The following is a 23,018-nucleotide window of genomic DNA, read 5'->3' as shown; positions in this document are numbered from 1 at the left end:
GACGGTACAGGAAAAAAAGGAGGTCCGTATGGCATCGATTCGGGATCGCTCGGACGAAACGGCTCAGGAACGAATGAACCGGTTCAAGAACAAGGCGCTGCCTATTCTGTGGGCGGTGTTCCGCTACCTGCTGATCATCGGCATTACATTTATCATCATCTATCCGATCATCTCCAAGTTCTCTGTGGCGTTTAAAGACAAACAGGATATTTATAATCCAACGATTTATATGATTCCGGTGCATTTCACATTGGATAACTTCAAGCTCGTGCTCGACCTGCTGGATTATTGGCCGCTGCTGCTGAACACGATGATTTACGTATTCATCACGATGCTGCTGACCACGATATCGACCGCGCTTGCCGGATATGGCTTTGCCCGGTTCACCTTTCCAGGAAGCAACCTGCTGTTCGGCCTGGTCGTGCTGACGATCCTGATTCCGATGAGCACGCTGATGGTACCGATGTATTTGCATTTTCGCAGCTTTGATATTCTGGGGCTGGTTCATTTGTTTACCGGAAAAGAAGGCGTCAACCTGCTGAACAGCTACTGGCCCTCGATTATTACTTCGGCAACGGCCACCGGGCTTAAAGCCGGACTGTTCATTTATATCTTCCGTCAATTTTTCCGGGGGCTCCCGAAGGAGATTGAGGAAGCTGCGCTGATTGACGGTGCAGGCGGGATTAAGACGTTTTTTGCGATCATGCTTCCCAATGCGATTCCGCCGCTTATTACGGTGACCCTGTTCTCGTTCGTCTGGCAGTATAATGACACCTTCTATACTTCGCTCTTTATGAGTGAGCAGTCGCTGATGCCGCTGAAGATCGCTTCCCTGCCCGCGGATGCGAACCAGTTTCTCCCGGCGCTGATGGGACTTGGTTCATCGGCCAAAGCCGATCCGAACTACGTGGCACTCGTGGTAGATACGGGGATATTGCTGGCCATTCTACCTCTTATTGGACTGTATTTGTTCGTACAGCGCCACTTTGTGGAGAGCGTGGAGCGTACCGGGGTTGTCGGGTAAAGGCTGCTGCAGGACAGGTGCATCGCCGAAGGATCGATATCATCTCGCAGGATAGATGCCGTATTGGAGGAAGGGTCATGTCACAGGATGAATGTTGTGTTGCGGGATAGGTGCCGTGTCGCAGAATGAGTTTTGTGCCTTGTTCTTGTGTTGCGGGCGGCAACCTTCACCTAATAAGAACTTACAGGACAGGAGTGAATCGCATGACAAAAGCAAGCAGCACCCGCTTTGAGGTCCAGCCGGACCTGATCAACCCGGCCGCTTCCGATCAAGCCAAAACGGCTAATGGAGTATTTATGCAGCATCTACGGAAAACGGATGCTGACAGGGCAGCAGATTGGTGTTGTATCCACGCCGGAGTTCGACATGGTCCACGAGGTCACGGGGAAATACCCTGCCGTCGGCGGATTCGATTTCATGAATTACTCGCCTTCACGGGTGGAGCGCGGAGCCGAGTGTCAGGACACGGATCTGGCGATGAAGTGGTGGAATCGCGGCGGGATCGTGACCTTCTGCTGGCACTGGAACGCCCCGAAGGATTTGGTGGATTTGCCGCCGGATCGGACCTGGGGCAGAGGCTTTTACACCAATGCGACAACCTTTGATATCGCACAGGCGATGGCGGAGCCTTCATGGGAAGAGTACGGCCTTATCATCCGGGATATCGATGCTATTGCAATCGAACTTAAGCGTCTGCAGGATGCCGGCATTCCGGTGCTGTGGAGACCACTGCATGAGGCTTCGGGAGGCTGGTTCTGGTGGGGGGCCAAAGGCCCTGAGCCTTGCATTGCGCTTTGGAAGCTGATGTACGAACGCATGACGCATCACCACGAATTGAACAACCTGATCTGGGTATGGAACGGGCAGCACAAGGATTGGTATCCGGGCGATTCCTACGTCGATATCCTCGGAGAGGACATTTACCCGCCTGCCCGGGATTACGGTTCGCAATCTGAGCGGTTCCGCACGGCTTTATCGTATACGGATACGGCAAAAATCATTGCGCTGACCGAGAACGGCGTCATTCCCGACCCCGATCTCATGCTGGAGGACGGATGCCCGTGGGCATGGAATTGCACGTGGTATGGAAACTTCGTGTTCACAGGAGAAGGAAATGAACGGAGGTATTCAGAAGAGTATACGGACGAGCAGCAGTTGATTCGAACCTATCATCATCCGTTTACGGTCACGCTGGATGAGCTTCCGGATTTAAAAGGCTGAGCGGCTTGTATCTGATAAGGGTGCAAGCATAAGCCGCACTTAGCCTGAGCGTAGAGTGGAGAACAAGCTGATGCGCGGAGAAGCCATATCTGTATGGAATATGACCCGATCCGCATCAAATAAATATATAGAGATGGAGAGACTACTATCATGAATCATAACGTTATGACCTTAAACCAATGGAAATTCAAAGCGTGCGACGAATCCGAGTGGCTTCCGGCACAGGTGCCGGGCTGCGTACACACGGACCTGCTGAAAAATGACAAAATCCCGGATCCCTTCTACGGAACGAATGAGCATGACCTGCAGTGGATCGACAAGAAGGATTGGGAGTATGAGACCACATTTGATCTGGATCCGAATCTGAGCGCCCAATCCCGCATTGAACTCGTATTTGACGGACTGGATACCTACGCGGACGTATTCGTGAACGGGACGAAGGTGCTTTCCGCAGATAATATGTTCCGTTCATGGCGGATCGACGTGAAATCGCAGCTAAAGACTTCCGGCAACGTGATTCACATTCGCTTTCGTTCCCCTATCCAGGAGGATCTGCCGAAGCTTGCGAAGCTCGGATATCCGCTGCCAGCTACGAATGACCAGTCTGAGCTTGGGGGTCTGGGTGATCAGAAACTGAGCATATTTTCCCGTAAAGCACCTTATCATTATGGCTGGGATTGGGGACCGCGGTTTGTGACCAGCGGAATCTGGCGGGAAGCCCGGATTGAGGCTTGGTCCGAGGTGCGAATCGATGACTTGTTCATCCGTCAGAATGAGGTTGCGGCTCACATGGCTAAAGTGACCGCGGTAGCTGCAATCGAAGCGGGGCAACCTTGGCAAGGAGTGCTGCGCGTAACTGCAGGCAGTCAGGTATGGGAACAGCAGCTACAGCTTGAAGAAGGCCGTCACTCGGTTGAATTAAATATTGCGATTGCGGATCCGAAGCTGTGGTGGTGCCGCGGCCTGGGTGAGGCTCATCTGTATTCGTTCCATGCCGAGCTGATGGAAGCGGAACGGATCGTTGCAGGGAAAGAGGTTAGAACCGGCCTGCGCACCGTCAAGCTGGTACGCGAACAGGATAGCCGCGGCACTTCTTTTTACATCGAGCTTAACGGCACGCCTGTGTTTGCCAAGGGGGCAAACCATATCCCGAATGACAGCTTCATAACGGAGGTGACTGCTGACCGATACCGTCATGAAATCGCGTCCGCAGCGGAGTCGAACATGAACATGCTGCGCGTATGGGGCGGCGGTATTTATGAAGAGGACGTATTCTACGATCTGTGTGATGAATATGGAATCATGGTATGGCAGGATTTCATGTTCGCTTGCAGCATGTATCCGGGCGACGAGGCTTTTCTGGAGAACGTGCGGCTGGAAGCGGAGGAGAACCTGGTCCGTCTGCGGAATCATCCGAGCATCGTGCTCTGGTGCGGCAACAACGAGATTGATTCTGCATGGGCGCATTATGAAGAGAATGGCGGCTGGGGCTGGAAGCAGGACTATACCGAGGAACTCCGTGAGAAGATCTGGAGCGACTACGAAAAGGTATTCCACGAAATTCTGCCTGAGGCTGTAACTGGTTATGCACCGGGAGCGGAGTATTGGCCTTCATCCCCGCTGGTATCGCTCAGCCATGACAAGGAGCAGCATGCCAATCCGTCCACAACGAGCGGAGATATTCATTACTGGGGCGTTTGGCATAATACGGAGCCGTTTGATAACTACAATGTTTATGTCGGCCGATTCATGAGTGAATATGGATTCCAGTCCTTCCCGGAACCGAAGACGGTCCGTACCTACGCCGAAGACGGCGATATGGAGCTGGAGTCAACGGTTATGCTGGCGCACCAGAAGAACGGTGCCGGCAATCGCTTGATCAAGACTTATATGGATCAATATTATAATGAGCCGAAGGATTTTGAAGCTTTCCTGCATATGAGCCAAATTCAGCAGGCTGAAGCAATGAAGATGGCGATTGAAGCCCATCGCCGCAACAAACCGTATTGCATGGGCACATTGTACTGGCAGATGAATGACTGCTGGCCGGTCGCTTCATGGGCGGGCATGGATTATCTCGGGAGATGGAAGGCGCTGCAATATGTGGCCAAGCGCAGTTTCCGGGATGTGAGTCTGTCGATCGAGTCCAAGGACTCCGAAATTCTGGTCCATCTTGTATCCGACATTTCAGAAGAGGTCCAAGGGACTCTTAAGGTTCAGGTATTCGATTTTAATGGAAAAGAGCTTTATGTATCGGAGCAATCGATCCGTGCGGAAGAGCAAGCGTCGCTCGTTGTATTCCGAGCTGTGAACGAGGAACTGCTTCGTGGACATGATCCAGCTGAGGTCGTGCTGTTGGCGCAGTTGCTTCAGGACGGGGACGTGGTGGACAGCAAAACATTCTATTTCGTGAATGACAAACAACTTCGTCTGCACAGCCCGACCATCCACGTGAAAGAAGTTGAGGGAAGCAATGGCACCACGTTTGTGCTGGAGAGCAACGTGCTTTGCCGCCACGTATGGCTGTCGTCGGAAGCGGAAGGCTTTTACAGCGATAACTTCTTCGACTTGATACCGGGCATTCCGATGACGGTTTCCTTTAGCCTCCGAGATAACGGAGAGCAGGCATTCGTACCGGGCAAGCCAGGTCAGGTCGAGGTTCGGTCCATGGCCGATTGTATTGACCCGGCGATGGTGCTGGCGAAATAAAAAGAGACCATAATAGATCAGCAAAAAAGAGCCGCCCCTTCAACCGATTCTGGTGAAGGGGCGGCTTGTTGTCTTTAATGGAGCCATGAATTGGATGCTAACCATTTCTTTGTTTTGTTGGCTTACTCATAAGCGGGTGATCACGGGGGGCGACATGATCTGGATCCCTCTATGCGATAAAGGTATGCCGCCAAAGATTCCTGATACGGGTCGGATGTCAGCAAATAATAAGAAGTCCGGCACGCTGCAATCAGTTATTCTAGGTTGGTACACATCCTGTTGGACATGCTCATACCTCATAAGCAAAGATCGGGAAGGAGACGAAACATGAAAAAACAAGTTTTGTTCATCCATAGTGCCGGCCCGAAAGGTATTCACCAAGGCAGCAGCGGCTTGATAGCCCATCTACAAGAACAGCTCGGTGAAGCTTATCATGTCCTATCTCCCGGCATGCCGGATCCGGATTGCGTTCTGTGGAAAGCGCAGATTGCCAATGAAATCGAGGCACTGGATGAGGAGCTTTTCCTCATAGGCCATTCCCTAGGCGGCTCGGTGCTGCTGAAATATCTCTCGGAAGAAGGCTGCAAGCGAACCGTCTCTGGACTGTTCTTGGTCGCGGCCCCCTATTGGGGCAAGGACGACGATTGGCAGAATGAAAAGTATACGTTACCCAATTCATTTGCAGCCAAGCTACCGCACATATCAAAGTTAATTCTATATCACAGCCGTCACGATCCAGTAGTACCTTTCGCACATGCCCAGCACTACGCGAAGCAGCTCCCCCAAGCCGTCACCCGGGCATACGAGGGCGACGATCACTACTTCGGCGAGGGCCTGCCCGAGCTTGCAGATGATATCAAGCGCATGTAATCCAAGCCTTTAATCTTGGTAAGCCCCCCCTGTATATGTTAATTACAGGGGGCGGCTTCCTCCCCCCTCCCAAAAAAGGGAGAGAGTAGCTGCGCAGCGGCTAATCATTCGTCCTTTGTTTAGTTTAGCATCTTCGAATAAGTGTGGATGCAGGTCCGTCCCGTTAAGACTTCAGCGGAGAAGGCGGAATGATTCTGGAGAAGCGGTAGCGGTCTCCTTTGCACCCGGATTTCTACATCAGCCCCATTCATTCATGGAAATCTGGGGGCAACAGAGATCGGAAGAATCATCCGCATGCGGAGCGATGCAAAGGGTCTATCGTCCTTAGTGACGTTATAGTAGTTAGCGGCGCCCATGTAAACCTCGCATCAAAAAAGACGACATCAGCTTTTCGCTAATGTCGTCCTCTTTTTTACTTGCTCGCTTTATATGCGCTCAAGAATTCCTTTACCTTCGCCGGATCAGCCACCAGCTCGTTGCCGGTTTTTACGATTGGGCTGACGGTGGAGTAGGCTTTGATTTTGTTATTGTTGTAGTAAGTCAAAATTTCATCCTGGTTGATGGAGTAGAGCACCGCTCTTCTCAGATCATCGCTTGTTGCCACATCACGGTTCTTCGTGTTGAACAGCAAGTAGGATACGGCGTTGCTTTCGATCGTTTGCAGCTTCAGCTTGCTGTCGCCTTTAACCACATCGTATTTCGTTTCAGGCACGCCGTAGTACAAATGAATCTCGCCGCTGCGCAGTGCGGAAAGCGTGCTGTCCGCATCCTTGATAAAGCGCACCTTCACTTGCTCGATTTTCGGTTCGTGCTCGGTGCCCTTCATGTAACCAGGGTTTTTGAAGAAGGTCGCTTCATAGTCATTTTTGGAAGACAGAATATAAGGACCGCTGGCATACAGCGTGTTGTTATATTTGTCGCCTTCGGTTACCGTGTTTTGGTCCCCGTAAGGGATGTCTTTGTTCACATCGAATTTCTCGACGTCATACGTGTTGATGGATTCCACTTGTTTCTTCGATACGATACCAGCCGATTGGTGAGCCAGGTAGTTCAATACTTGCGGGAACGGCTCAGTGGTCGTCAATTTAATGACTTGGTATTTACCGTCTTTCGTACTTGCTTGATTCTTGTCGTCAACGAGGGAAGTGATCTTGGTATCCAAGCCAGCTTCCAGCGCATCCTTAATGCTTTCGCTGCCACCGGATACTTTGGTGTTCTCCAGTGCGCTCAGATCGGTTACAGCTTCAACCGTGTTGATATGCTCGTGAAGCGTGTACGTGCGGTGATCCGGTACCGAATTTTTGTCTTTGGCTCTGTTCATGGAGAAGATGACATCGTCGGCGCCTACGCGCTCGCCGGAATCTTCAGCCTTTTTGTTTGTGATTTTAGCAAAGTTAATGTCGTCTCTAAGAATGAAGTAATACTCCGAGTTGCCTTCGCCAATGGCATGGTTATAAGACAGCGAGCCTTCGGATGTGATCTTGTCATCATCGGTCAGGTTGATCAGACGTACGTTCATGTTGGTGTTGATGATGTTGATGGAACCGTCATTACCCTTGATTGGATCAAGAGAAGTCAGTTCGGAGATCGATTGGGACAGAATCAGCGGCTGCGAAGCACGCTTGGATTGGTCTTTGAAATCAACGGCTTCCCAAGGAAGGGAACGGGACTTCGAGAGACGGACGGAATTTTCGTCCAGGACATCCTTGTTGAACGCTTGGCTCTTCAGGGAGATGTACAATGGTGCGATATAAGCTTTGTCTGTTACAAGACGTTGTTCCAGTTGTTTGTAAGTTTCAACAGCGTCTTCAGGCGTTTGCGTAGCTGCTTGGTCGATCAGCTTGTCCACTTCTTCGTCGGACAGGATGCTGTAGTCGCCGCCGGTTTTGAACAGGGAACGAACGGCATAGTCAGGGTTACCGGTTACGGTAGTCCAGCTGGACAGCGCGATGTCGTAGTTGCCGGCATCCTGCTGTGCCTTGAAGCTGCCGTAGTCCGCCTGCAGATTCAGCTTCACATTGAAGCCGTTCTTCGTGAGCTGGTCGCGAATGATGTTGACATCGGATTCGTTAGAGCTCATGCCAAGCAGTTCAATATTAACAGCGGATGTGTCTGTTGATGTATCCGATGGTTCTTGCTGATTTTGCTGTGCATCATCTTTGGTTGTTACGTTGCATCCGGCCAGTACAATGACTAGCGAGAGAAACAGTAACAGCAAGGAACTCTTTTTCATTGGTGATACCCTCCTGAGTTGTATATATATAAAATATTTTTTGAAACCGATAGTTAGTGTGCCAAGGGCACGAAAAGTTTTAATCCAGTTTAGGATCCAGGGCATCCCGCAGTCCGTCGCCAAGGAAGTTGAAGGACAAGACAAGCCCGATGATGGCTAGACCCGGATAAATGGCCAAGTAGGAATGCGTCTCAAGATACGTGCTTCCGATCTTCAGGATATTCCCCCATTCCGGGATGTGCGGCTCAACGCCGAGACCCAGATAACTCAAGCTGCTCGTCGAGATGACGGCTGCACCAATGGTTAGCGTAGATTTGACAATCATGGGTGCAAGCGAGTTAGGAACGATATGCTTGAATATAATCGAAAAATTGCTGGAGCCGAAAGCTCTGGCCGCATCGACATATTCAAAGGTGGAGACCAGGAGCACGTTCGCCCTCATGGTTCTCGCATACGTGGGTATTGCACCTACGCTGAGCGCCAGAATGAGGTTGACGGTATTGGCTCCGAATGCAGCAATGATCGCAATGGCGAGCAGGATGCCCGGAATGGCGTACAGCACGTCCAGCAAACGCATGATGATGTTATCGGTATGGCGGCCATAGTAGCCGGAGATGGCACCGAGAACACCGCCGATAACAACCGGGATCGCCGTAGAGGCAAATCCGACGATCAGCGAGATTCGGGCTCCGAATACGATTCGGGAGAACAAATCCCGGCCGAAGTTGTCCGTACCGAAGGGGTACACAAGGCTTGGCGGCTGCAGGATGGCACTGTAATTGTTATCGATCGCGATGCTGTAATCAAAGGTAAACAGACTGCTTACCGACAGACAGAACAGGAAGATCACAAAGAACAATCCGGACATGGCAGTCGAGTTGGCAGTAAGCTTCACCCACACGTCGCCCCAGCGGGTCATCGCCGGATTGCCGTTCTTGCGTATCTTCGCAAGCAGGTTGATGCCGAGCACCAAGGCAAAAATATTACCCGTCACCGCAGTCAGAATGAGCGGAAAGGCAAGCCAGGCCATCCGGGGAGGTGCAGAATTCGTTGTAACATATCGGGCAACGAGTATAAGCGCGATCAGCTGAATGACTGCAATAATCAGAAGCAAGGCCATCGCCGGCAGGAATGTATTCGACACGTAAGGCTTGAACAGATTCAGTGCCGAGACCGCGATGACAAACAGCTGGGTTAACAGCATGTAGACGGCAATTGTATATTCAGGAGGCTTCTGTTTTTTGATCAGATTGAAACCGAACGTGACGGTAAACAGATTTCCTGTGGCAATGCTCAGCAGCTGGATGTATCCCAGGATCCTTGTCGAGCGCCGGATTTCTCCCTGGCTTTGAAGATCTCTACGGATCAACAGCGTAATGATGATCTGAATGATGGTGAACAATGCATATACCGCAAAGGCGGCGAACACCCACGGTTTGATGGTTCCCCCAGTGAAATCAAAGCTGTTCAGAAGCAGGATCACCGTTAAGGTCAAAGAAATAACCCATGTGAAGCTGGCTTGACTGTACTCGTGTGAGGATTTCAGCTGGTGTTTGGTTTCTTGTTTAGAAAGAAGCTTCTTGATCATGAGTACACCTGCTTTAGTATTGTTTCATCTTGGACCTGATCCGTGGATCGAAGAACGCGTACAAGATATCAATGATGACGTTCACCAGCGATATGGTAATGGCGGTGTATACCACGCCGCCCATTATGGCCGGGATGTCAGGAATGAATTGTTTATCGACGATGTAGCTGCCGATTCCGCTGATGTTGAATACCTTCTCCGTAACGGCAGAGCCGCCGAGCATTCCGCCGAACTGAAGTCCGATGACCGTAATGATCGGAATGATGGCGTTGCGGACAGCATGCTTCATCAGAATGGTGCCTTTGCTGAGCCCCTTCGCTCTGGCTGTGATCATGTAATCTTCATTAATAACCTCCAGCGTAGAGGAGCGCGTCATTCTCGCTACCGAAGCGGTGAGTCCTGTACCGAGCACGATCACCGGCATGATCATGGACAACCAGTTCTCCGGATTAAAGGTGGCGGGGAGCCACTGCAGCTTGATCGAGAAATTCAGGATGAAGATCAGTCCCTGCCAGAAGTTTGGTATGGACAGCCCGATCAGCGCGATAAACATAAACGTATAATCAAAAAACGAATTCGGTCTCGTAGCCGAGATAATCCCGATCGGCAATGCGATCACAATCGCGATCATCAGGGAAATGACCGTAAGCGTCAGCGTAATCGGGAACTTTCTGGCGATGCTTGAAGTAATCTCTTCATTGCCCGAGAAGGATTTGCCGAGATCGAAGTAGGCGATTCCTTTAATGTTGTTCCACAGCTGCGTGAGATAGCCCTGATCCAGTCCGTGCATTTTGTTAAAAGCCGCGATCTGTTCCGGCGTTGCCGTCTCGCCCAGAATGTTGGCTGCCGGGTTGAACGGCGACAAGTGGAGAATCGTAAAGACGAGCACCGCTACCCCGAAGATAACGAAGACCGTCATCACGAGTCTCTCCAGAATATATTTCAGGTAAGGATTGCTGTACAAAAAAATAAGGATGTACATCAGCAAGCCCGGAATAAGTGATATAATGAAGAACAACGGATTCTCGATGAGAGAACCAAACGTATCGGCCATGGTCAACCGTTTCCGGTTGCACAGTTTCAGTTCCTTGACAGTCCGTTCCTTAAGGACTTCCCGGAATCTTGCTTCTACGATTTTGTCGACTTCCTGCCGAAGCTGCCCTTCATTGACTTTTTGCTTGAAGAAGTCGTGCTTGCGCTTCTGCTGCTCCATCATCTCGGAGCGAAGGGCCTCCAGATCTCCGGCAGCCAGCATCTCGCTGCGTATGCGGTTCTCAGCCGCCGCGTAGTCGTCCTTCTTTCTCTGAACCAAATAAAATAGGAAGACCACGAGATTCACGGGCGCTCCCAATAATAATAGTAAGTATCTATAAGAAGGATTCAGAAGGATCTTACTGTATGTGCTGCTTATCGAACCTATGAGTCTGTTTGGTCTTGCTGCTTCTGTCCCCCCCATAAGCTGCCTTTCCTCCTTGTTTCAAATTGCATTATTCCGAGTGATATAGTATATTTTATTTTAGCCTATTTTAAAAGTCAATAGATTATAAGAGTTGTAGATGATATTACTTTAATGACATAAACGCATAATGGCAGGTGAGCAGAGTTGGAACCGATATTGCAGGTTAAAAATTTGAGTGTAGCCTTTCAATCCCGTGATTCAGAATTTCACGCGGTGCGTGGGGTCAGCTTTGAAGTGAAGAAAGGGGAAACGCTCGGGATCGTTGGGGAATCGGGAAGCGGCAAAAGCGTCACCGCACGTTCGATCATGCGGCTTCTGCCTTCCCCGCCTTCTTATATGAAAGATGGGGAGATCCTGTTCCTTGGCCAGAACCTGGCCGAGAAAACCGAGAAAGAGATGGAGAGCATCCGCGGACGCGATATCGGGATGATCTTTCAGGATCCGATGACCTCGCTTAATCCGACGATCCGAATCGGGGAACAAATATCGGAGAGCCTGGTCAAACACCAGAAGCTGTCCAAGCAGGAAGCGAAGCAGCAGGCGCTTGAGATGCTGAAGCTGGTCGGCATACCGAACAGCGAAGCGCGTTATAATCAGTACCCGCACGAGTTCTCGGGCGGCATGCGGCAGCGGGTCATGATCGCCATCGCGCTGGCGTGCAGACCTGCGCTGCTGATCGCGGACGAGCCGACGACGGCGCTTGACGTAACGATTCAGGCTCAAATCCTCAATCTGATGAAAAATATGCAGGAGCGCTTCGGTTCTTCCATTATATTGATCACGCATGACCTTGGCGTTGTTGCGGGCATGTGCGACCGCGTGGCGGTAATGAAGGACGGCGTGATTGTCGAGACGGGAACGACGGAGGAAATTTTCGAGAATCCTCAGCATCCCTACACGTTGAAGCTGTTAAACGCGCTTCCGCGCCTGGACGAGAAGAAGAAAGCGAAGCCCGCGCCGATCATCGTGCCAAGCACGGATTACAAGGGACCTCTGTTAGAGGTTAAATCCTTGAAGCAGTATTTTGATATGGGTAAAGGTAATGTGCTTAAAGCGGTAAATGATATCAGCTTTCACATTCAGGCTGGGGAAACGCTCGGGGTTGTCGGGGAATCCGGCAGCGGAAAATCGACGACGGGACGAGCCATCCTTCGCCTTCACCAGCCAACAGGCGGAGAAGTGCTGTATCAAGGAATGTCCGTAAATCGTCTTTCTCCTTCGGAAATGAAGGCCATGCGGCGCCATATGCAGATGATTTTCCAGGATCCGTATGCCTCGCTCAACCCGAGATTGAAGGTGGTGGACATTATCGGCGAAGCGCTGGATGTTCACAAATTGACCGGCAGTAAGCAGGAGCGGAAGAAACGGGTCGAGGAGCTGCTGGATATGGTCGGATTGGATCCGGCCTACGCCACGCGCTATCCGCATGAATTCTCCGGCGGCCAGCGCCAGCGAATCGGGATTGCCCGGGCGCTCGCGGTGGAGCCGAAATTCATCGTGTGCGACGAGCCGCTCTCCGCGCTCGACGTGTCGATCCAATCGCAGATCGTGAAACTGCTGGAGGAGCTGCAGCATCGTCTGGGCTTGACCTACCTGTTTATTGCGCACGACCTGTCGATGGTGAAGCATATCAGTGACCGCGTTGCCGTTATGTATATGGGCAAAATCGTGGAGCTGGCTGAAAGCGAAGAGCTGTACTCCAATCCGCAGCATGATTATACGAAGTCCTTGCTCGCGGCGATTCCGGTACCCGATCCGAAGATCGAATCCAAGAAGAAACGGGTACTGCTGGAAGAGCGCACCGGTGAGGACAAATATAATCTCGAGCATTCGGAGCTTGTGGAAGTATCGGAAGGCCATTGGGTGGCCATGCCAACCGGAGCATAATTGAACAATAACAGAACCTGTCCCGACTTTGGGGCAGGTTTTTATATGAGGAAATAAGAATAAACTTCAGGGGCTTACCATCCTGATCTCGTAAGAAAAGCTTCCGCTTAAAGCGGTCTGTCTCCTGAGAAGATACGTCGATACACGTTATTCTCTTCCAACGGGCCGTGCCAAAAAATTTGCTCATAAAATCAACGATTTGCATGGTACATAAAAAGGAATTGAGCCCTGCATGGCAAATATTTAATGCTAGGAAGCGTTCTCACGAGTAATGAGCCTACGGATTTCCAATTGTACGTACATTAGCAACATACCGATGAGGAGGAAGTGGAATGAATCGTTTGCAGCAAGGGGATGTCGTATTATTTCAAGGAGACAGCATTACGGATTGCGGTCGTGACCGGAACTTTTCCGGCAGCTTGGGGAACGGATACCCGCTATTGATCGACTCGTTGTTCGGCATGAAATTTCCTGAGTTAAACGTAACCTTTTTGAATAGAGGGATCAGCGGAAACCGGGTCGTCGACTTGAATGCTAGATGGCAGGAGGATTGCCTGGACTTGAAACCGGACTGGGTATCCATCTATATCGGAATCAATGACACTTGGCGCCGGTATGATAGCGGGGACCCGACAAGCACTGAGGATTACAAAGCCGGCTACCGTAAATTGATCGAACGCACCAAAGGGGCGCTTGACGCCAAGCTGATTCTGGTTGAGCCGTTCGTGCTGCCGCATCCGGAGGATCGCAGAGTTTGGCGCGAGGATCTGGATCCGAAAATTACGGCTGTTCGCGAATTAGCAGTGGAATACGGGGCGCTGCTGGTGCCGCTGGACGGATTGTTCGCTGCGGCGTCGGCGCGCCGCGAAGCTGCCTTCTGGGCGCCGGACGGCGTGCATCCGTCACCGGCCGGACACGGCCTGATCGCGAAGGCTTGGCTTGAAACGATGGGCGTTCGTTTGGATTAATTCATAATATAAGCGAAAAGCGGAATGCAATGCTGCAGGATAAGCTTGGGTGAGCTGATCGATTAGGATGGGAAAAGAGCTCGGGGGGAATCACTGCCTTCCCGAGCTCTTTTTTTGATAGGATTTGCACGGGATATGAAATATGGGCGCGCCGTTACCGATACATATCAAATGAAGGGGCTGGCGTTTGGAATGAAAGCGTCCCGAAGACAGAACGAGAGTTAGAAATAACTTTCATTTTTTTTGCCTTTGTGGTGTAATGCATTAAAGCAAGAAAATAAGGGTTGACGCCTCTAATTAAATCCTATAGGATTACTTGTATTAATTAGTATAGTCCTTTTAACGGAAAACAGGGGGAGAGAGAACATGAAAGGCAGTAAACACGTAAGGAAATTAACCGCGCTGGTGCTTGCGTTTATGATTGTCTTAACCGGCTGTGCTGAATCGGGCAGCGGCGGCGGTAGCGGAGCAGGCAATCTGGCGGACAAGGTCGAGAACCTGCCGGCAGGCATTGCCGAGAAGGATCCGGTGAAATTGATGGTCGTCCGGAAAATCGGGGGCGATGATCATACGGCGCAATTTTTGGCAGGCGCGAAGCAGGAAGGCGAGGCTCTCGGGTTTAAGGTAGATACCTTCTCGGCGAACGGGGATTCCGCTAAATTCCACGATGCGATCGCCCAAGCCATTGACAGCGATTACGATGGATTTATCATTTCGCACGGAGACGATCCTGCATCCGTTCAAGACGTGAAGAAGATTACGGACAAAGGAATTCCTGTCGTCACCTTTGACTCCTTGCCGGAGATCGGCGACATTGCAGGGGTAACCCAGACGTCGCAGGATGATGAGCAGCTGGCGAAGCTGGCACTGGACAAGCTGGTCGAAGAGCAAGGGCCGGAAGCCAACATCGTCTATCTCTGGGTGGACGGATTTCCGCCGATGGTACGACGTAATGCCGTATACCAGGAAACGCTGAAGAACAATCCGGGCATCAAGGAGGTGGAGCGTTTCGGCGTGGCGAGCGACCAGACTTCGCTGGAAACGCAAAATGCGGTATCCGCCATCCTGACGAAGTATCCGAAGGGCGAAATCGATGCGATCTTCGCAACCTGGGATGCGTTCGCCATCGGCGCAGCCAGAGCGCTGGAGGAAGCGGGACGCACCGAGGTTAAGATTTACGGCATCGACGTATCCAACGCGGACCTGGAGCTGATCCAGAAGCCGGACAGCCCTTGGGTGGCTACCGCAGCCGTAGATCCGAAAACGATCGGCGCGATCAACGTCCGTTTGCTTGCTAAAAAGATTGCCGGCGAGGAAACGCCTGCCACGGTCAATCTGGAGCCTGTATTGATTGAGCGCTCCAGCCTTGAGGGGGCAGCCGAAGCAGTCAACATGGTCAACCTGGCGGATATTATCCCTAGCTGGGGGACGAGCACCGAATTCGAAGAGGACTGGATGAAGGCGTTAAAAGAAGCAAGCGGCAAATAAACAGCATTATTCATACAGGCGCTCTTGTCGGTTTTCGATAAGGGCGCCCTATCCTATTTGAAGGGAAGAATACACTTGCGAAGCGTTATGGAGCCAACAACTGCCACATCGACAGACGTGTCGGATGCGGCACCCTTACTTCAAATGAAGCATATCTCAATCTCTTTTCCAGGCGTTAAGGCGTTAATCAATGTTGACTTTCAGACGGTCGCAGGAACAGCACATGCATTGATCGGCGCGAATGGCGCAGGGAAATCTACATTAATGAAGATTTTATCGGGTGCTTACAACCATTATGAGGGAGAGATCTGGATCGATGGGAGCAAGGCAGACATCCGTTCCCCGAAGGAAGCGAAGGATCTGGGCATTCAGATCGTCTATCAAGAGGTGGATACGGCGCTCATTCCGAACCTGACGGTTGGAGAGAACATTATGCTCGATCGGACGGTTCACGATATGGGCAAGCGGCACCTGATCCGCTGGAAGGAGCTCCATCAGGAAGCTGAGTCGATTCTTGCACGGATGAACATCCGGGTTCCCGGCAAGAAGCTGATCTCGGAGCTGACGCTGGCGGAGAAGCAGATGGTGCTGATCGCAAGAGCCGTCTCCAAGCAGTGCCGGATTCTGGTTCTGGACGAGCCGACCGCGCCGCTCAGCCACAGCGAGACAGATCAGCTGTTCAAGCTGGTGCGCAAGCTGAAGCAGGATGGGGTCGGCATTATTTTCATCTCGCACCGGCTGCCGGAGCTGTATGAAATCTGCGATGATATTACGATCATGCGGGATGGTCAGCTGGTGAAGAGTGACCGCATTGCGAATATCGATCAGCCCAAAGTGGTGGAGTACATGCTGGGCTCCAGGATGGAGCAGCAGTTTCCCCGTATCCAGCGAGAGATCGGCTCCGTCTGCTTCGAGGTGAAGAACATGTTCGACCCAGGCAAAATCAACAGTGTTAACCTGCACATACGCAAGGGAGAAATTGTCGGCTTGGCCGGGCTGGTCGGAGCCGGGAAAACGGAGCTGTGCCGGGCGATATTCGGAGCATCCGATACATCAACTGGTGAGATCACGCTGAACGGGAATAAACTCCGCATCCGTTCGCCGCACGATGCTGTCTCGCATGGCATCGCATTGGTCCCCGAGGAACGCCGACGCGAAGCCGTCTTCGTGGAAGAGCCGGTGTCCGTCAATTTAACGGCTGCGGTGCTGTCCCGTTTTTCCAGATGGGGATCCTGGCTTAGCTTCGGCAAGGAGAAGCAGGCGGCGAGGGAGATGATCGAGTCGCTCGGAATTAAGACCCCGAACGAGCGGGCCCGAGTGAGGAACCTGTCCGGGGGCAACCAGCAGAAGGTGGCAATCGGCAAATGGCTGCTGGTCGACGCGGATGTGTATATTTTTGATGAGCCGACCAAAGGGGTTGACGTTGGCGCGAAGCGGGACATTTTTCATCTGGTGGCCGAGCTGGCCAAGCGGGGGAAGTGCGTGCTGTACGCCTCCAGCGAGCTGTCCGAAATCGTTGGCATCACGGATCGGGTGTATGTGATGTATGACGGCGGCATCACGAAGGAGCTGACGACGCAGTCATCCAACGAAGAGGAACTATTGCTTTATTGCACAGGAGGCGGGTTAACATGAATACAGCAAGACCAATTAAGGAGAAGCCGGCGGCTAGTTTCGCTTTTGATTTTCTATATAAATACGGCACGTTGATCACGGTATTTGCACTTATTCTCGTATTTGGGACCGTTGCCGACAACTTTTTGAATACAAGCAACATTATTAACATACTCCGTTCGATCTCGATCGTGACGATTATTGCCGTGGGACTGACCGTATCGCTGGCTGTGGGCGGCTTTGACCTGTCTGTCGGCTCAACGGCTTCCCTGGCGAACGCTCTGGTTATTTCCATGTTCGTCTGGCACGGGCAAAATATCGGCATCGGCATCGGCCTCACGCTGCTGTTCTGTCTAGCCGTCGGGCTGATCAACGCGTTTCTGGTCATCAATTTCAAGATCGACGACATGCTGATGACCCTGGCGACGATGTTTATCTTCCAGGGCATTGCCTTGACATATACCCGCGGCGCTACCATTTCCCAGAATATGATCCTGCCGAGCGGAGATTTTGCCACGGGTAAAATTCCGGCGGTGTTTGAGAAGATCGGGCAGGTGCCATGGATCATTATCATCATGGTGCTCGTGGTCCTCGTGGTCCATCTGTTCCTGACCTATACCAAACACGGACGGTATATGTACATGATCGGAGGCAACCGAGAAGCGGCAGCATTATCCGGGATTCCGGTGAGCAAATACCGTTTGATTGCATACCTGGTCTCCGCATTGTTTGCCGCCATCGGCGGGATTATCCTCGGGGCTCGCGTCATGACGGCCGAGGTGGGTTCCGGCGGACCTTATCTGATGGATGCCGTCGCTGCGACTTTCATCGGATACTCCGTATTCGGAGCCGGCAAGCCGAACGCGCTCGGGACCTTTGTCGGCGCCGTGTTGATCGGTATATTGCAAAACGGCCTGATCATGCTGTCCGTGCCGTATTATGCGATGGATATCGTGAAGGGCTCGGTGCTGGCGTTGGCGCTTGCCTTAACTTACTATAAGAAGAGACATTGATGGCTAAGCGGCACGTATTTTGACCAACTTGTTCCATTCATCCTTATCAAGACCATCCCTCCAGTGATTCTGCCCTGGAGTGGGTGGTCTTTTTTCATGGCCGGCTGCATTCTTGGCAGGTTATCCATGATTTGGTTAGGTAGTTGACGGACTCAACTTGTATTGACTATCCTTGTAGAAGACTGATTTAATTGTACATACATTTGTCTCTTACAGAGAGAAAGGGGACTCATCATGAAAAAAACAACCTTCATACAACCGGATCCCGAGGCTTGGCTGGACACGTTTCACTTTGAAATTCCGATAAAGATAAGGTACTGCGAAACGGATATGCTTGGTCATGTCAATAACGTCAGCTATTTCATGTATTTTGAGCAGGGACGCATTGAGTATTTCGAGAACCTGGGATTGACCGAGGACCTGTTCAGCAAACAAAAGGTGTCGGTGGTTGCGGATCTGGAATGCCAGTATCTTGCTCAATTGTATCTGAAGGACCCGCTTAAGCTTCATGTCCGGGTGGCTGAGATCGGACGCTCCTCCATGGACGTCCAGTATGCGATCGTGGTGGACGGCACCTTAAAAGCGGCCGGTCGCGGAACCATTGTGCTCATCGATACCGCGACAGGCAAGAGCACGCCGATTCCGGATTCGGCACGCGAGCGAATTTCGACTTTTGAAGGATGGATGTAACGCAAAGTGAAAGATCACTTACTATCAGATGAGAAGGGAAGGGATTAGGGATGAACATCCGTTTTGCCGTGATCGGCACAAACTGGATTACCGAGCGGTTTCTCCAAGCTGCTCTGGAGACGGAAGAATTTATACTTGCTGCCGTATACTCCCGTACGGAAGAGAAGGGCAGGGCTTTCGCGGCCAAGTACGCGGATCCCAAAGTGTATACGGATCTTGTGACGATGCTGCAGGATGACGAGGTTGACGCAGTGTACATTGCGAGTCCGAATTCCTATCACGTAGATCAGGCGATATTATGCATGAACTACGGGAAGCATGTTCTGTGCGAGAAGCCAATGGCTTCTAACGCAGCCGAAGTGTCCGCCATGATTGAAGCAGCGAAGAATAACAACGTTCTGCTCATGGAAGCCCTGAAGTCGACGTTGATGCCGAATTTCAAGACCGTCAGGGACAACCTGTACAAGCTGGGTCCGATTCGGCGTTATTTTGCAAGCTACTGCCAATACTCTTCCCGTTACGATGCTTTCAAGCAGGGGACGGTGCTCAATGCGTTTAACCCCGAATACTCCAACGGCTCTCTTATGGATCTGGGGATATATTGCCTGTATCCGATGGTCACCCTGTTCGGTAAACCGGACTCCGTCAAAGCTTCCGGCTATATGCTATCCTCCGGGGTTGATGGCGAGGGCAGCCTGCTGTTGTCCTATCCCGAGATGGATGCCGTGATCATGCACTCCAAGATCAGCGATTCCTATGCCCCTGCCGAAATCCAGGGCGAGAACGGCACGATGATTATCGACAAGATCAATCAGCCTTATGATGTGAAGATTCATTACAGAGACGGCACCATTGAGAACGTGACACAGCTGCAGACCCATGAATCGATGTATTATGAAGCCCGGGAATTTATCCATTTAATCCAATGCGGCGAACGGGAAAGTGCAATCAATACCCATGCCAACTCACTCATTACGGCTGAAATCATGCAGGAGGCCAGACGCCAGGTAGGACTGCGGTTTCCGGCCGATTCCCGCACCAATATATGATATTTGTCATACTCCCGAAATGACGTTTATGACTACGAGTTACGTGACATTCTATCTATAATTAGATTAGACAAGTGCGTGACATCTTCACAGCGTCCTTGCGTTTCATTTCGAGGAGGAAGACAACTATGGCTAAACCCGATAACAAATTGTCCAGCTTGAAAAAGAACGTTGCCCCTTATGAAGAAATTGACACAAAGGCGAGTATAGGTCAGCTTTTCAATACACTGGTTCCCTTGATATTGCTATGGTATGCAGCCTATTTAAGTTTATCCGTATCGTACTGGCTTACCATTCCCATAGCGGTTATTGCATCGGGGTTTGTTGTTCGGACATTTATCATATTCCATGACTGTTGTCACGGATCTTTCTTTAAAAGCCGCCGGGCGAACAAAATTCTCGGCACGATTACAGGCGTTATTACATTGTGCCCTTACGAGCAATGGAAGAACACGCACGCGATTCATCACGCGACGAGTAGCAATCTCGATAAGCGGGGAATCGGCGATATGTGGGTATTGACCGTTGAAGAGTATGGAGCGGCTTCCTTTTGGCAGCGTTTATACTACCGGGTATACCGTAATCCGATCGTGATGTTCGGACTGGGTCCCATCGCCATATTTCTGGTATCCTACCGTTTTAACCGTAAAGGTGCGAGACGCAAGGAGAAAATCAGTAACTATATAACGAATATTTCGATTGTTGCGCTGTATGCATTGCTGTGCTGGGCGATCGGATGGCAGGCCTTCCTGCTCGTTCAAGCTCCTATCTTCATGGTGTCGGGAATGCTTGGCATTTGGTTGTTTTATGTACAGCATCAATTCGAAGAAACGTACTACGAGCATGATGAAGAGTGGAGTTATATCAATGCAGCCGTAGAAGGCAGCTCTTATTACAAACTTCCGAAGGTTCTCCAATGGATCACGGGTAACATCGGCTTCCATCACGTTCACCATCTGAGCCCGAAGGTTCCTAATTACAATCTGGAGAAGGCGCATGAAGCTGCTCCTCCGCTGCAAAAGGCAACAACGATTACACTCAAGACCAGTTTGAAATCTATTCGTTTCCGTCTGTGGGATGAAGAGAAAAAGGAGTTTGTCACATTTAAGCAAGCAAAGAAGTCGCTCCGTAAACCGCAGGATTCGGTATTGGCAAAAGCAGAGAAGAGCCTGGCGAGCAGCAGGCCCAGAGTGCAGGGCGAGTAATTCCTTGCGGCTATGAGGTTATAATAGGAATAAAGAAGAATACGAGTCCGTTATACAGAAACGAGGACAAAGCTAGAACCGACAGAAGGTGGGACTCCATGCAGAAATGGTATCAGATATTTCATAAAAGTACGGGGCTGAGCCCTTATGTATGGGTCGTCTTCTATATCCTTCCGTTCTATTTCATCTTCCGGTCGACCTCTACCTATCAGGTTATATTCGGTACTCTGATGATCCTGATGTTCTTTGCTTTCTACGTGCTTTCATTTCTGGCCAAAGGCTGGCTCGTCTACTTCTGGACGAGTCTGCAAATTCTGATATCGATTACGATGTCATTGGTATTCGGGTATATCTATTTCTCGTTGTTCCTCGCCTTTTTTATCGGGAACATCAAGAACAAGGCCGGGTTTATCACGCTGTATTCGATCCATCTGGTCACGACCATCATTACGGTCAATTATGGATTGTTAACGCGGAATCCGTTCTTTATCACACAGCTGCCATTTGTGCTTGTCAGTGTAGTCGGGGTGATTCTGCTGCCCGTGACGAACTATAACCGGAATAAGAATGATCAGCTGCAGGGTCAGCTGGAGGATGCCAACAAACGGATTTCGGAACTGGTGAAGCTGGAGGAACGTCAGCGGATTGCCCGCGATTTGCATGATACGCTCGGACAGAAGCTGTCTCTCATTGGCCTCAAAAGTGATTTGGCCGGTAAATTGATGACGCAGGATACGGAAAGAGCCCAGGCCGAGATCAACGATGTACGCCAGACGGCCAGAACGGCACTCAAGGAAGTGCGCGAAATGGTGACACGGATGAGGGGGACCCGGCTTACGGATGAAATTTTCCGCATTCAGCAAATTCTAAAGGCTGCCCAGATTGAATTAACCTTTGAGGGAACGCTGGAGCCGGAAAATCTGTCGTTAATGAATGAAAATGTGATCAGCATGTGCCTGAAAGAGGCCGTGAATAACATTGTGAAACATAGCAATGCCACGGCTTGCTCCATTGTGATCGAATCCACGGAAATGGATCTGGTTGCGAGGGTGAAGGACAATGGAACAGGGTTCGTGACCGATGCGAGAAACCGCGGCAACGGACTGCGGGGAATGAGAGAGCGGCTTGAATTCGTAAACGGAAGCATGGAGTTCACTTCCGGCGAGGGGACTACGCTGGTGCTACGTGTACCTAATGTGCTCAGAATGCCGGATAAGGAGGCGGGAATATGATCCGAATTGTCATAGCGGAAGATCAGCGATTGCTGCTTGGAGCCCTGGCCTCACTGCTTGATCTGGAAGAAGATATGCAGGTTGTCGGGACGGCAGGTAATGGGAAGGATGCCGTACAGCTTGTCAAACTTCATAAACCGGATATCTGTATCATGGATATTGAGATGCCGATGATGAACGGACTTGAAGCGGCTGAAGAACTAAAGGGCTCTGGCTGCAAGGTGATGATTTTGACAACCTTTGCCCGGCCGGGGTATTTTGAGCGTGCCGTGAAGGCCGGCGCCAACGCCTACCTCCTGAAGGACAGCCCTAGCGAGGAACTGGCGGCATCCATTCGGAGCATAATGGCCGGCAGACGAATATACGCCTCCGAACTGGTGGATGAAGCGTATTCCGGCGAAGAGAATCCGCTGACGGAGCGGGAAAAGGAAGTGCTGGGCCTGATTGCGGACGGCAAGAACACGAAGGAAATTGCCAATCAGCTGTTTATTACAACGGGCACCGTCCGGAATTATATTTCCGTTATTCTTGATAAGCTCGGTGTCAGCAACCGGATCGAAGCGATTACGCGTTTTAAAGAAAAAGGTTGGTTTAAATAATCATCCGAAAATAGCCGGAAGCCCCGTGGTTGCAGCCACCGGGCTTCTTTTTTGTGCGGATAAAAGATAATGGGGGATGGTCGCAAGGACGTTTTTTTCGCGATATATGTATTTTTTTACCTGGTATAGTATTCAATATTATGCATAAATATTCATTTTCTTTTATAGG

The 23,018-nt window shown here is 51.0% G+C and carries 17 protein-coding genes; 14 read left to right on the top strand and 3 right to left on the bottom strand.

Going from position 1 to position 23,018, the window contains the following annotated elements; all coding sequences use genetic code 11:
* Positions 1-28: 28 nt before the first annotated feature.
* The 4 genes from AK95_RS17645 to AK95_RS17630 all read left to right on the top strand — a co-directional run bounded on the left by AK95_RS17645 (position 29) and on the right by AK95_RS17630 (position 5,824).
* On the top strand, positions 29-1,024 hold the full coding sequence (locus tag AK95_RS17645; RefSeq protein ID WP_071221212.1) for a carbohydrate ABC transporter permease: 996 nt from the start codon (positions 29-31) through the stop codon (positions 1,022-1,024).
* A 285-nt stretch (positions 1,025-1,309) separates the two neighbouring features.
* Positions 1,310-2,245 (top strand): glycosyl hydrolase, encoded by a 936-nt coding sequence (locus AK95_RS17640; protein ID WP_235613141.1) that lies wholly within the window; start codon positions 1,310-1,312, stop codon positions 2,243-2,245.
* Between the two features lie 150 nt (positions 2,246-2,395).
* A complete protein-coding gene (locus AK95_RS17635; RefSeq protein ID WP_071221211.1) occupies positions 2,396-4,954 on the top strand; it encodes a beta-mannosidase in 2,559 nt (852 codons plus the stop codon).
* 327 nt (positions 4,955-5,281) lie between these two features.
* Positions 5,282-5,824, top strand: a complete 543-nt coding sequence (locus AK95_RS17630) for an alpha/beta hydrolase (RefSeq protein ID WP_071221210.1) — start codon at positions 5,282-5,284, stop codon at positions 5,822-5,824.
* Positions 5,825-6,236: 412 nt separating this feature from the next.
* Here the strand turns inward: AK95_RS17630 and AK95_RS17625 are convergent, their stop codons facing one another.
* From AK95_RS17625 to AK95_RS17615, 3 genes are all read right to left on the bottom strand, one after another.
* Positions 6,237-8,057, bottom strand: coding sequence for an ABC transporter substrate-binding protein (locus AK95_RS17625; RefSeq protein WP_071221209.1), 1,821 nt, complete (start codon positions 8,055-8,057; stop codon positions 6,237-6,239).
* 79 nt (positions 8,058-8,136) lie between these two features.
* Positions 8,137-9,645: an ABC transporter permease gene (locus AK95_RS17620; protein WP_071221208.1), complete on the bottom strand. Its 1,509-nt coding sequence runs from the start codon at positions 9,643-9,645 to the stop codon at positions 8,137-8,139.
* 13 nt (positions 9,646-9,658) lie between these two features.
* On the bottom strand, positions 9,659-11,101 hold the full coding sequence (locus tag AK95_RS17615) for an ABC transporter permease (RefSeq protein ID WP_071221207.1): 1,443 nt from the start codon (positions 11,099-11,101) through the stop codon (positions 9,659-9,661).
* 147 nt (positions 11,102-11,248) lie between these two features.
* On the opposite strand from AK95_RS17615, the gene AK95_RS35210 reads away from it, so the two are divergent.
* The 10 genes from AK95_RS35210 to AK95_RS17565 all read left to right on the top strand — a co-directional run bounded on the left by AK95_RS35210 (position 11,249) and on the right by AK95_RS17565 (position 22,849).
* Positions 11,249-12,991: an ABC transporter ATP-binding protein gene (locus AK95_RS35210; RefSeq protein ID WP_009589764.1), complete on the top strand. Its 1,743-nt coding sequence runs from the start codon at positions 11,249-11,251 to the stop codon at positions 12,989-12,991.
* Positions 12,992-13,323: 332 nt separating this feature from the next.
* Positions 13,324-13,959: an SGNH/GDSL hydrolase family protein gene (locus AK95_RS17605; protein ID WP_071221206.1), complete on the top strand. Its 636-nt coding sequence runs from the start codon at positions 13,324-13,326 to the stop codon at positions 13,957-13,959.
* Between the two features lie 366 nt (positions 13,960-14,325).
* Positions 14,326-15,447 (top strand): sugar ABC transporter substrate-binding protein, encoded by a 1,122-nt coding sequence (locus AK95_RS17600; protein ID WP_071221205.1) that lies wholly within the window; start codon positions 14,326-14,328, stop codon positions 15,445-15,447.
* Positions 15,448-15,591: 144 nt separating this feature from the next.
* Positions 15,592-17,082: a sugar ABC transporter ATP-binding protein gene (locus AK95_RS17595; protein WP_083397667.1), complete on the top strand. Its 1,491-nt coding sequence runs from the start codon at positions 15,592-15,594 to the stop codon at positions 17,080-17,082.
* Positions 17,079-18,074, top strand: coding sequence for an ABC transporter permease (locus AK95_RS17590; RefSeq protein ID WP_071221204.1), 996 nt, complete (start codon positions 17,079-17,081; stop codon positions 18,072-18,074). Before AK95_RS17595 ends, AK95_RS17590 begins: the two co-directional genes overlap by 4 nt.
* A gap of 234 nt (positions 18,075-18,308) precedes the next feature.
* A complete protein-coding gene (locus tag AK95_RS17585; RefSeq protein WP_071221203.1) occupies positions 18,309-18,764 on the top strand; it encodes an acyl-CoA thioesterase in 456 nt (151 codons plus the stop codon).
* Between the two features lie 50 nt (positions 18,765-18,814).
* Positions 18,815-19,813 (top strand): Gfo/Idh/MocA family protein, encoded by a 999-nt coding sequence (locus tag AK95_RS17580; protein WP_071221202.1) that lies wholly within the window; start codon positions 18,815-18,817, stop codon positions 19,811-19,813.
* 128 nt (positions 19,814-19,941) lie between these two features.
* Positions 19,942-21,018, top strand: coding sequence for a Delta(5) desaturase DesA (gene desA / locus AK95_RS17575; protein ID WP_071221201.1), 1,077 nt, complete (start codon positions 19,942-19,944; stop codon positions 21,016-21,018).
* Between the two features lie 98 nt (positions 21,019-21,116).
* On the top strand, positions 21,117-22,250 hold the full coding sequence (locus AK95_RS17570; protein ID WP_071221200.1) for a sensor histidine kinase: 1,134 nt from the start codon (positions 21,117-21,119) through the stop codon (positions 22,248-22,250).
* Positions 22,247-22,849 (top strand): response regulator transcription factor, encoded by a 603-nt coding sequence (locus tag AK95_RS17565; protein ID WP_071221199.1) that lies wholly within the window; start codon positions 22,247-22,249, stop codon positions 22,847-22,849. Before AK95_RS17570 ends, AK95_RS17565 begins: the two co-directional genes overlap by 4 nt.
* The last annotated feature ends 169 nt before the right edge of the window (positions 22,850-23,018 follow it).

Source organism: Paenibacillus sp. LC231 (genome assembly GCF_001860525.1).
GTDB lineage: Bacteria > Bacillota > Bacilli > Paenibacillales > Paenibacillaceae > Paenibacillus_AQ.
This window is presented reverse-complemented; position numbering and strand designations above follow the sequence as displayed.